General features: G+C 56.8%; 7 protein-coding genes. 2 read left to right on the top strand and 5 right to left on the bottom strand.

Annotated features, from left to right (window positions below):
- Positions 1-141: 141 nt before the first annotated feature.
- Entirely contained in the window at positions 142-1,440 is a 1,299-nt protein-coding gene (locus BKP64_RS15335; RefSeq protein ID WP_070972035.1) for an MFS transporter, read from the bottom strand.
- A 220-nt stretch (positions 1,441-1,660) separates the two neighbouring features.
- On the opposite strand from BKP64_RS15335, the gene BKP64_RS15330 reads away from it, so the two are divergent.
- Entirely contained in the window at positions 1,661-2,935 is a 1,275-nt protein-coding gene (locus BKP64_RS15330; RefSeq protein ID WP_070972032.1) for an EAL domain-containing protein, read from the top strand.
- A gap of 15 nt (positions 2,936-2,950) precedes the next feature.
- Here BKP64_RS15330 and BKP64_RS15325 read toward each other — a convergent pair whose 3' ends face one another.
- Genes BKP64_RS15325 through BKP64_RS15315 form a run of 3 tightly spaced genes read right to left on the bottom strand, consistent with a single transcriptional unit; the run spans position 2,951 to position 7,736 of the window.
- Positions 2,951-6,097 carry an efflux RND transporter permease subunit gene (locus tag BKP64_RS15325; RefSeq protein ID WP_070972029.1) on the bottom strand — a complete coding sequence of 1,049 codons (3,147 nt, stop codon included), beginning with the start codon at positions 6,095-6,097 and terminating at the stop codon, positions 2,951-2,953.
- Between the two features lie 2 nt (positions 6,098-6,099).
- Entirely contained in the window at positions 6,100-7,194 is a 1,095-nt protein-coding gene (locus BKP64_RS15320) for an efflux RND transporter periplasmic adaptor subunit (RefSeq protein WP_070972026.1), read from the bottom strand.
- Between the two features lie 38 nt (positions 7,195-7,232).
- Positions 7,233-7,736, bottom strand: coding sequence for a DUF3833 domain-containing protein (locus BKP64_RS15315; protein ID WP_236954011.1), 504 nt, complete (start codon positions 7,734-7,736; stop codon positions 7,233-7,235).
- 302 nt (positions 7,737-8,038) lie between these two features.
- On the opposite strand from BKP64_RS15315, the gene BKP64_RS15310 reads away from it, so the two are divergent.
- Positions 8,039-9,859, top strand: a complete 1,821-nt coding sequence (locus BKP64_RS15310; protein WP_070972020.1) for an acyl-CoA dehydrogenase C-terminal domain-containing protein — start codon at positions 8,039-8,041, stop codon at positions 9,857-9,859.
- A 46-nt stretch (positions 9,860-9,905) separates the two neighbouring features.
- Here BKP64_RS15310 and BKP64_RS15305 read toward each other — a convergent pair whose 3' ends face one another.
- Positions 9,906-12,260, bottom strand: a complete 2,355-nt coding sequence (locus BKP64_RS15305; protein ID WP_070972017.1) for a bifunctional diguanylate cyclase/phosphodiesterase — start codon at positions 12,258-12,260, stop codon at positions 9,906-9,908.
- Between the last annotated feature and the right edge of the window lie 33 nt (positions 12,261-12,293).

Here is a 12,293-nt window from a genome sequence, read left to right as displayed (position 1 = left end):
TGGAACGGCCTTCTCAGAAAAGTTTTCAAGAAAGTTATCCACACCTCGGGAGGGTATTCAAGCACCTGAATATTTACCTTAACTATTTGTTTTTATTAGTATTTAATTTATTCATTCAGAGCTTATCCGTAGGTTGTTCAATCAATTATCCACAGACTTCCCCGCTTCCGAGCGCCTCAAACGCCACACCACCAGCAATACCAGGGCATTGAGCAGAGACAGCAACAGGAAAAAACCGGGAATGCTTACCTTGAGAACACCAAGAACCAGAATCCCGGCCAAGGCACTGACAACCATGAACAGCGCATTGATCACGTTAAGGGCGGCGATGATACGCGCGCGCTTATCCCGCGGCGTTTCATGCTGGATAAAGGCATAGAGCGGAACAATAAACAGGCCCCCACAGACACCAATACCCATCAGATCCAGCAGCACCCGCAGATACACCGGATCGGTCACGAGTGTCCACCAGGTAGAGGACACCGGTGTATCCGGAACGGCAAAGAACAGATCAATACCCAACAGGCTCAGGCCCAATGCCCCCCATGGCACCGGCACAAGGGACACACGATGTTTGGTCAGCCGTTCACACAACATGGAGCCGATGGAGATACCAATGGTGAACATCGCCAGCAGCAAAGTAACGACGGTTTCATCACCCAGAAGATTGGTACGGGCAAAGTTGGGAAACTGGGTCAGGTAGGCCGCGCCCAGGAACCAGAACCAGGAGATAGCCAGAACCGCAAGCAACACCGGACGACGCTCGGCGGCAACGGCCATCAGGTGCCAGGTTTCCTTGACGGGTCGGAAACGGACCACAATATCCGCGCCGTGATTGCGGGTGGGCGGCACTTCGCGCGCGGCCAGGTAACCGATCACCGCCATGACCAGAACGGCAACGGCGGTCAGTTTCGCCGCCGTTTCAAACCCCATGAGCAGGCCCGCAGCAATCGTTCCCAGAAGAATGGCGACAAACGTGCCCATGCCTACCAGGCCGTTACCGCCGACCAGCTCATCATCCGCCAGCACCTGCGGCAGGATGGCGTACTTCACCGGCCCGAAAAAGGTGGATTGAGCACCCATCAGGAACAGCAACACCAGCAACATTTCATACCAGCCAAACCAGAGACCGATGGCTGCCAAACCCATGATCACAATTTCCGCCAGCTTTACGTTGCGGATGATACGGGATTTCTCATAGCGGTCCGCCATCTGGCCTGCGATGCCGGAAAACAGAAAGAAAGGCAAAATGAACAGGAAAGCGGCGACATTGACCACAACGTTGACGGAAAGCCCCATCAGTCCGCCCGCACTGTAGGTAACCAGTAATAGCAGGGCATTCTTGAACAGGTTGTCGTTGAACGCTCCGGAAAACTGGGTGAGATAAAACGGCAGGAACCGTCGTTGCCCCAGCAAAAGGAACTGACTGTGTGTACTCATGAAGGGTCCTGTTTAGGTGCGTAAGACAGGCAGGCCATGCCGACTGTGCACTAAAATTGTGCCGACTACCCGCGAGCCCGGCTAAACCATAACTGATAAAACCAATGGTATCCGCTATCTAGGACGTTGTGGCATGAAATTCGCCTGAGGTCTCTGTTCGATCATTTTAATTTCTGGCCAGGACGGCTCCAACAGAAACAGCCATGTAAAGGTTCTGACCATGAGCAGCGTAGTCCGACTTTCCAGCCACGGCCATACCAGCACCGGCGGAAAAACCGAGCCAGGCATTATCCCCAGCCATGATTTCAGATCCGTTTACCAGCCGATCCTGAGCCCTACCCACCAGAAACTCGTTGGTTATGAGGCTCTGGTTCGCGTCAGCCGGAACAAACACCCGGTATCCCCGGTAAGCCTGTTCGAAGAAGCAGCGAGTCTTGGCCAAATCCCGGAGCTGGACAGCCATCTGCTGCATTTGCACCTGTCCGGCTTCTCCGCAGGGGACAACCCGGTCTGGCTGTTTCTCAACATCAATCCGCACACTTGTGTTCATCCTGACGCATCGTTGGAGCGGCTGGCCCTACAGTGCCAAAGCAATGGGCTGAATCCTGAGAGGATCGTGCTGGAGCTGGTGGAAACCGCCTCGGACAATCCCGAAGCACTGATGGAGTTTATCCACAAGGCCAAAGAACTTGGTTTCCAGATCGCCATTGACGACTTTGGCATGGGGGACTCCAATTTCGAGCGCCTGTGGCGTATCAATCCCCTGATCGTCAAACTGGATCGGAGTCTGCTGGTTAACGCGGAAAACAACAACCGCGCCCGGTTACTCCTGGAAAGCCTCGTGCGGATGATTCGCGAGAGCGGAAGTCTGGTGTTGCTCGAGGGTATTGAAAACGGCGCCCAGGCGAGAATTGCGCTCGATACCGAAGCCGATCTGCTGCAGGGCTTTCTGTTCGCCAGGCCAGGAGCCATCGCCCGGGACACTGTGGAGAAATCAGAAAGCCGTTTACGCACCGCCGTAGCCGATTGCGACGAGTGGTGGCTGCAGGACAGCAAGGACCAGGACAGTTACCTGCGACTGCTGCGTTTCGAAATCATGGATGCCTGCCACCAGGTCATGCGCAACAATCCGTTCAAGGAAACCTGCACTCGACTGCTGCAGATGGATGGCGTAAAACGCTGTTTCCTGCTCAATGGCAATGGCGTCCAGCAGGGCAATCTTGCCCACGCCCCCACCGACAGTCACCGGGGCGGGTTCAACCCGCTGCATCATTCTGCCGGCGCCCGCTGGGGCCATCGGGAATACTTCCGCAACGCCCTGGAACGACCCCAGCACATCAACAGCTCAAGGCCCTATGTCGCTCTGCCGGATGCCAGGCGCACCGTCACCCTGTCCACAACCTTGCCGACCGAATCCGGGCAGCAGGTTTTCTGTGTCGATGTCCATCCCGATGAGGTCTTCAACGGGCAACTGTGCTTTCCACCCACACTCTGACCATCACCGGACCGGTCAGAAGTCATCCGCCTGTTTGTTCGGTGCGGTCGCCAGACCTGAACCGCCGGCCGCACCGCTTGCCTGGTGCTCCAGTTCACGCTCCACGGCATTAGCAGACTTGGCAAAGCGAGCCAGCAGGTTGTACAGCACGGGAATAATAAACAGTGTCAGGGTCGTGGCGAAAATCAGCCCGCCCAGGATCACCATACCGATGGCCGCACGGCTTTCAGCGCCGGCACCAGTGGCGATCACCAGCGGCACGGCTCCGAAAATGGTGGAAATGGTGGTCATCAGAACCGGTCGGAAGCGCAGACAGGCACCCTCGAGAATAGCCTCCTTCACCTCGTAGCCCTTGTCCCGAAGCTGGTTGGCAAACTCGACGATCAATATGCCGTTTTTGGCCATCAGACCCAACAGCATGATGATGCCAATCTGACTATAGATATTCAGGCTGATGCCCGACCACCAAAGCGCCAGTAATGCACCAGTAACCGCCAGTGGCACCGACAGCATGATGATCAGGGGGTGAATCCAGCTTTCGAACTGGGCCGCCAGAACCAGGAAGACAATTACGAACGCCAGTCCAAACGTCAGATAGATGGCCGCCGAGGATTCCTCGAACTCCCTGGACAAACCCTTGTAGCTGACCCTGGCTTCCGGGGGCAGGTTATCGACCGCCAGATTATTCAGATAAGTCAGAGCCGAGCCGAGGTCGTAGCCATCCGCCAGTGAAGCGCTGATCACCACCGCCGGCAGCCGGTCAATCCGCCGAAGATCCGGATTGGCACCAATTTCCTCAACCGATACCAGAGCCTGGAGGGGGATCAGCGTACCGCCTTCCCGGGGCCGCAGAAAAATCTGGCCCAGATCGGCGGGCGTGGCCCGGTCAGCATCCGCGGCCTGAACAACAACGTCATACTCTCGGCCACGGTCCAGATAGGTCGTTACCTGCCGGGACGCCAGCATGGTTTGCAGGGTCAGGCCCACCTGCTCCACAGTAATGTCCAGGTCCGCAGCCCGTTCGCGGTCGATAGTGACCCGAAGTTCCGGCCGGGTCAGTTCAAAATCGGTTTCCAGATTCAGCAAATCCGGATTTTCCTTCGCTCGTTGAACGATTTCCTCGCTCCAGGCCTGAACCGATTCGTAATCCGGACCGGCAACAACAAACTCCACCGGCTGGCTGAAACCACGCTGGCCAAGGCCGGGCGGATTCACAGCCACGGTACGGATACCGGAAATCTGGCTCAGCTTGCCGCGAAGCTCGCTGGTGACCTGTTGCTGCTTGATATCCCGCTGCTCCCAGGGAACCAGCCCCATGATCATGAACGCGTTGTCTTCCTCATCCCGAAAACCGACGATGGAGAGCAGGCGGTTGGCAACCCCCGACTCAATGTAAGGCATCAACTGCTGTTCCGCCTTGCGCACATAGTGGTCGGTGAATTCCACGGTCGAGCCGCGGGGCGCGCTGGTAGGCATGATGATCACACCTCGATCTTCGGTTGGAGCCAGTTCCTGAGGCAGCTTCGGATAGATCACCACCGCGATGATCAGGCCGACCACCCCTAGACCCAGCAACAGCCCGGGCTGATTCAGTGAAAAGCGCAACAACCGCTCATAACCCCGGGTCAGGCCATTCAACACCTTCTCGCTGGCTGCCCACAGACGATGACCCTCAGCCGATTGCGGGCTATGCCTGAGCCATTTCGAGCACAACATGGGTGCCAGGGTCAGCGCAACCAGACTGGACACCACAACGGCAGCCGCCAGCGTGAAACCAAACTCAGCAAACAGACGGCCGATGTTGCCCCCCATAAAGGAGATCGGCACAAACACCGCCACCAGAGTCAGGGTGGTGGCAATAACGGCGAAGGCGACCTGCTTCGCACCACGGTATGAGGCCAGCAATGGCGGCTCGCCATTGTCAATCCGGCGCTGGATATTTTCCAGCATGACAATGGCATCATCCACCACCAGACCAATGGCCAGAATCACCGCAAGCAAGGTCAAAACGTTGATGGAAAAACCGAGGAACCCAAGCCCGATAAACGCCCCGATAACCGCCACCGGAATCGTCACCGCAGGAATCAGGGTTGCGCGCCAGGAACGAAGGAACAGGAAAATAACCAGAATCACCAGGGAGACGGCAATCGCCAGGGTGATCACCACTTCCTTGATCGACGCCCGGATAAAAATGGATTCGTCGTAGCTTTCGGCAATGGTTACCTCCGGAGGCAGGGTCTCCCGGATTTTCTCCAGTTCGGCCTGGACTGCATCGGAAACCGCGACCGTGTTGGCCTTGGACTGGCGGATAATGCCCATGCCAATGGCCGTCTGGCCGTTGGCCCTCAAACGGCTGACGTCCGATTCCACACCCATCTGGACATTGGCCACCTCACCCAGACGCAACAAATCATTGCCATTGCGACGGATCACCAGCTCCCGGAACTGCTCAACATTGGATAACCGGCCTTCGGCACGGACAGTAAAATTCCGGGTGGACGAATCCACCGAGCCGGCCGGCAACTCCACGTTGTTGGAACGCAGGGCACTCTCCACCTCAGCAACCGTGATGTTGCGGGCGGCAAGCCGTTCCCTGTCCAGCCATACCCGAATGGCGTAGCGACGTTCACCACCAATACGAACATCGGCCACTCCATCAAGCACCGACAATCTGTCTGCCAGAACGCGGTCAGCGAAGTCACTGAGTTCAGCACTGTCCCAGACATCACTTTTCAGGGTAACCCACATCATCGGGCGGGCGTCGGAATCCGCCTTGCGCACAACGGGCGGGTCCGCTTCGTCAGGTAGCTGATTGGCGACCCGGGAAACCGCATCACGCACATCATTGGCCGCAATATCCACATCCCGGGCTGTGGAAAACTCAATGCTGGTCCTGGATTCTCCCTGTTCTGTCGAAGATTCAATGGAGCGGATACCTTCAATGCCGCTGATCGCCCCTTCAATCACCTGGGTGATCTGGGTATCCACCACTTCCGCGGCCGCACCGGTGTAATCGGTGGAAATGGACACCACAGGTGGATCAATATCCGGATACTCACGCACCGGCAGACCCAGCAGGGCGGACAGACCAAACACCACAATCAGCAAGCTGAGAACCGTGGCAAAAACGGGCCGTTTAATCGAGACGTCAGACAGAATCACGGTCAGGACCCCGCAGACTGGGCGAAGCGGTTATCCGGTATGGCATTTTCTTCATCGACGACCCGGATACGGTCACCACTGCTGAGGCGGTCCTGTCCGGTGACAATCACCGCATCCTGCAGAGTCAGGCCCTCGGCCACTTCCACCCTGCCAGGCATTCTGGAGCCCAGAACTACTGACATACGTCGCGCAATTCCGTCTTCGGCAACAAACACATACTGTTCGTCGCCCCGGATCATGATGGCCTGCTCCGGAATGACCAGAGCTTCCCGCTCACGCAGAGTCAGCGTTGCCGACATGAATTGCCCGGGGCGGAGCTTGCCATCGGAATTGTCGATGAGCGCCCGCACGGGCAAGGTCCGGCTCAATTCATTAATGCGCGACCCCAGCTCCACCAGTTCACCGTCAAACGTAGCGTCCGGATAGGCTGGCGAGGTTCCCCGAACCTGCTGGCCCAGACTGACCTCCCCCAAAAACCGCTCCGGAATGGCAAAGCCGAGTTCCATGCGATCGGTGGTGTCGAGGGTGGTAATGCTGGTGCCAGCGGTCACATAGGCCCCAATGCTGATATCGCTCAGGCCGACAACACCGGCGAAGGGGGCTTCAATCCGGTGGTTTTCCAGGCGGACCCCAGCCGCCTGTCGTTGCGCTTCGGCCACATCGACATCGGTACGCAATTCATCCACCTGGGACTGGGAGATGCTGTTGTTGGACCGGAGACGGAGGGCACGCTCAAGCTGTCGGCGGGCATCCGCGAGCTGGGCCTCGATCACTTTGAGATCCGCCGCTGCCTGGCGGTCATCAAGTTTCAGCAAAACCTCGTCCTGCTCGACCCGCCGACCAGCTTCGAGGTTAAGTGCGACCACTCGGCCGCTGACCTCCGTGGTCAACTCCACCGCATTCAGGGCCCTGAGGTTACCAACCGCCTTCACCACATCGCGCACGGTCCCCAGCTCGGGCAAAAGCGTGTTGACGACACTGGCAGGCCGCTCCCGACCGCTTTGGGCCGTGTCCGCGCTCTCCAGGGACCGATAGGTCATCGCAGCCCCCGCAGCAAATGCAACCAGTACCACTCCAATCAGCCATTGCTTCCACATAGATCTTCCAGTGCCCATCAGGTTTGGTCAGATATTCTCTACTGTTTCTGAATCACCAGGACGATCTCTCCGACATCAATCCCCCATTTACTCATGGTGGTCTGATTAATCAGTGTGTCCGGTGTAATCAGGTACATCCAGTCGTCCATGCGTACATTCAGTGTGCCATCACCATAGGCCACCTGGAGGACATAGTTCATATGAATGGCGTTCCCCCGCCATTGCATCGTGCCCGGTTCCACAACATCTCCGGCAGTCGCCAGATAACCCTGTTCGGCCGGGGTGAGATTCCAGACGCGTGTCTGCACTTCGCCGTCATCGAATCGGAAAATCTCATCGAGGGTTCCGGTGCCATCGTCAGCCCAGGAGGCAGTGATGTCGGCATCAAAAGTACGGATGACTTCACCCGTGAAATCCTTGACCACACCGCGGGCCGAAAGTTCGCCGGTAAAGAACTGTTCCGGAATCAGAGCCGGGGCGCGATTCCGGTAATCCTCCAGTGACTGGCCGGCACATCCGGTAAGGAGCCAGACTCCCAACATTAACCACAGAAATCGGATTGGGCCAGCTGAGTGGACGCTGACAAAGGGAATTTGCATGACTTTTACACTCCCGTCGGAGGATTGGGGATTAAATTGCGCTCGATAACATACGCGCCACCCGGCAGCTTCGATCAAACCCATTGCCACGATGAAGATCCATGCGTCATTTCGGTCAATTGTCCTTTCTGACACTCTGGCCGGCGGTTTTCGTCAATGGCATCGGTGCGGGAATGCCGTAATACTGCTGGTCATGGAGGATCAGAATCTCCCCGCGAATAAACAACAGGTCTTGAGGATACGTTATGCCGGTTTATAAGGCGCCGCTGCGCGACATGAGATTTTTGCTTAATGAGGTGTTTGATTACCCCAGGCACTATGAGGGTCTCAAGAGCGGTGAAAATGCCACTCCAGACATCGTTGACGCCATTCTGATCGAGTGTGGGCGCTTCTGCGAAGAAGTGCTCAGTCCTCTTTATCAGTCAGGCGACGAGGAAGGCTGCAAGCTGAAAGATGGCGTTGTTACAACTCCCGCAGGCTACAGGCAAGCCTACGATCAGTATGCGATGGGTGGCTGGCAGGGACTGTCTGCGCCGGAAGCGTTCGGTGGCCAGGGCCTGCCTGCCTCCATGGGACTGCTCAAGCAGGAGATGATGGGTACCGCCAACTGGTCATTCTCCATGTACCCGGGCCTGTCAATGGGTGCCATGAATACCATTTTCCTGCACGGCAGTGAGGACCAGAAACAGACCTATCTCACACCGCTCACGGAAGGCCGGTGGGGCGGTACCATGTGCCTGACCGAGCCCCAATGCGGAACGGATCTCGGCCAGGTAAAAACCAAAGCAGAGCCCCAACCCGATGGTAGCTACCAACTGACCGGAACCAAGATCTTCATTTCTTCCGGTGACCACGACCTGACCGAAAACATTATCCACATTGTGCTCGCCCGGCTGCCGGATGCACCAAGGGGCACTCGCGGCATCAGCCTGTTCATAGTGCCCAAGTTCATGCCAGACGGTAACGACGGTATTGGCGAGCGCAACGCGGTGACCTGTGGCAGCCTGGAAAAGAAAATGGGCATCAAGGCCTCCGCCACCTGCGTGATGAATTTCGATGGTGCCACCGGATTCCTGATCGGACCGGAGAACGAAGGCCTGAACTGCATGTTCACATTCATGAACACCGCCCGGATCGGTACGGCCATTCAGGGTGTGGGGCCGGCCGAGCTGTCCTACCAGTGGGCGCTGGATTACGCCAAACAGCGCCGTTCCATGCGCGCGCTCTCCGGTAAAAAGGAGCCGGAGCAGGTTGCGGATGCCCTGATCTACCATGCCGATGTCCGCCGCATGCTGCTGACCCAGAAAGCAATCGCAGAAGGCGGTCGGGCCATGCTGTATTACGCAGCACGACTGGCGGATCACATGGTCGAGGGCCATTCTGAAGGCGATCAGAAGAAAGCCGACAAGTACGACGACAAGCTCGGTTTCCTAACGCCTATCCTGAAAGGGTTTCTGACCGAATTGGGCTATGAGGCGTCCAACCTCGGCATGCAGGTGTTTGGCGGCCATGGCTACATCCGCGAGCATGGCATGGAGCAGATTGTCCGTGACACCCGGATTGCCACACTTTATGAGGGCACCACCGGTATTCAGGCCCTGGATCTGCTGGGCCGAAAGGTACTGCTTATGACTCGGGGTGGCGCAGTAAGGGAATTTACCGCGAAGATCGCCAACTTTGCCCGCAAACATCTGACCGACAAGCGTCTGCGGCCCTATGCGATAGAGCTGTTGAAGCTGACCGCCCAATGGAATGTGCTCACAGTGCGGGTCATGCTGGCGGCGCGCAAAGACCGGGATGTGGTCAGTTCCGCGGCTCATGATTTCCTGATGTACAGCGGCTACGTCACCATGGCCTACATGTGGGCACGACAGGCTGCCGTAGCTGCAGAACGGATAGACAATGGCGGCTCGGAATCCGAGGCTTTTTACCAGGCCAAGCTGGCAACCGCCGAGTTCTACTACGAACGCCTGCTGCCACGGGCGCAGTCGCACGCCACCAGCATGCTCAGCCCAAGCAGGAATCTGATGCAGATGCCCACGGAAGCGTTTGCGTTCAACCACTGATAAGACTCAGCCAACGGGAATTTGCCTGCAGAGGCACCCATCATTCTCAGGGGGAAGGTCTGGCCATGCCAAAGTATTCGCCCTGGGAAAAATCGATGCCCAGTTCTTTTACACGGGCCTGAACCTGCTCGTTGTGGACAAACTCTGCAACCGTGCGGATATTCAGGCTGCGGGCAAACTGGACAATACCCCTGGTCACCAGAAATGCTGTCTCATCTTCATCCAGGTGGCGGATGAGACTGCCATCAATCTTGATGAAATCCACATGAAGGCTGAGCAGGTGGGCGAAATTGGAATAGCCTGTACCGAAATCGTCAATGGCGATCCGGCAACCGTATGGTTTGACCTGTTCAATGAATGAGCGAATTTCGTCATAGTTCGCAATACCATCGGATTCCAGGATCTCAAAAATCACCCGCTCACCGATCCCGGAACGGTCCAGGGCGTCAAGAATCCGTTTCACGGTGGGCTGGTGGGTGATGTCCCCATATGACAGGTTCAGCGAAAATTCTTCTTCACGTTCGCTGAACTCGCGAAAACACTGCTCCAGCATCACGGCCGTAAGGGTCCTGTTGAGGCGAAGCTTATTCGCAATATCAACAAAACGAGAAGCGCTGATCACATCGCCATTCCCCTCCACCATGCGCACCAGGCATTCAAATTTGGTTACCCGGTCAAGCTGGTTATCATGGATGGGCTGGAACCAGGCAATCAACCGCTCCTCATCAATCGCCTCTTTCAGTCGATTAGCCCAATTCAGGTTGTTTTCAAAGGTTTCTTCAATGCCCACGAACGGGTCATAGAGCAACTGATGGCGACCCTGTTGCCGGGCTCTGAGTATAGCGGTCGTAGCCTGACTGATCAGCTGGTCCGCCGGATCATTTGCCCGGCTTTCCTGTCGAATTGCTACGCCAACGCTCGCGTCGAGCGTCAGTGGCTGGTTTTCCCAGTAAACGCGCTGGTCGGTGACCAGGGTCCTCATGTCTGCCGCCAGCTCTTCAATCGCGCTCTGGGACTGGGGACTGGTCAATAAGGCAAATTCGTCGCCAGGCAAACGATAAATGGTTCGTGATTCCGAACCACGGCGCAGGCGGGCTAATCGCGCCGCAACAACCAGCAATACATGATCACCGCACGCTGTGCCCAAGAGACTGTTGATCTGGTTAAACCGGTCCAGATTGAGAATCAACAGGGCGGCTCCCTCACGGGTTTGCAAATCACGCTGCAACCGGACCCGATTCGGCAATGCTGTCAGTTCATCGGTGTAGGAGGCCTGCAATTCACGAATCAGCCGGACAATACGCCAGATCAGAAACACGCTGATAAGCAGGAGTATGCCCACTGTGCCCAATAGAATCTGCTTGTTTGTGGTCACCATGGTGCGCAGTACGGCATTAATTTCATCTTCAGGAACGCCAGCGCCATAAACCATACCTCCGGCGGTACCGGCAAAGTACAACTCGTAGTCCCGGCCATTCACCATCATCCGCTGAGTCGTCAGCGGCGGGCGCTCACCACTGGCTGCTTCGGGTAATCGCTCAGCCAGGTTCAGACCAAGAATGGCATCGATCAGCGCCTGTTCCTCACGGCTATCTTCACCCTGACTCAGACTCGACAGGTTGCGATTGTTCCGATCGTTGAGGAAGGCAAAGCTCTGGTCGGTGACGCTCACCTCACTGACCAGATCGATGATCTCATCCGCTGACCAGGCTGTGGTGGCGATGCCAAGCAATTGGCCATCACGGTTGTACATCGGGCTTGCCAGCGCGAGCAGCGCCCGCTGGGTATCGAGATCAAAAAAGACCGGTGACCAGTAGACGCTGCCTGCCTGCTGCGGATCCGGCTGCCAGTCCGGCCCGAGGGTGCGGGAGAACCAGGGTGAATTGCGGTACTTGCCAAACCGGGACTCGGTATCGAGACGTTTCGGAACCGCTGTCACTGATTGACCAGTGACTGATGGCGTGACCGATTCCAGGGTGTAATAGGGCATATAACTGCGGTTTCCATCAGCGAGGATGCCCGGCTCAAACCAGAGACCTGCACCCGAGGCCCCTTCAAAATCCTCGAGGTGCTGCTGGAGGGCATTTTCCAAATCGGATTTCAGGGTAGCTTCACTGCCTGTTGAGCCGGTGTCGCCAAGCCGATAGAAACTTTCGCCAATATTGGCAAGCATGACGGTATAACTGGCAAGAGCCGATTGCCGGGCATCAATTCGTGTCAAACCGCCAGACACCACTTCCTTGATCTGTTGCCGGCGAAGGTCCGAAATCGCGTCCTTGGAATAGTTGAGGTTGAGATGAGAAAGCAGAGTCATGCCGACCAGAAAGACCAGCAACAGGCTGGCAAGAAGCCAGAGAATGGAGTTTCTCAGCGTGGGCGCCCGCAGAAACTGAAATGGCATAGACTGACCCCGGAGCGCGAACTCCCATTATCC

Origin of the sequence: Marinobacter salinus (genome assembly GCF_001854125.1) — a bacterium.
Classification (GTDB): domain Bacteria; phylum Pseudomonadota; class Gammaproteobacteria; order Pseudomonadales; family Oleiphilaceae; genus Marinobacter; species Marinobacter salinus.
Note: the sequence above shows the minus strand (reverse complement) of the source record. Positions and strands in the feature narration are given on the sequence as shown.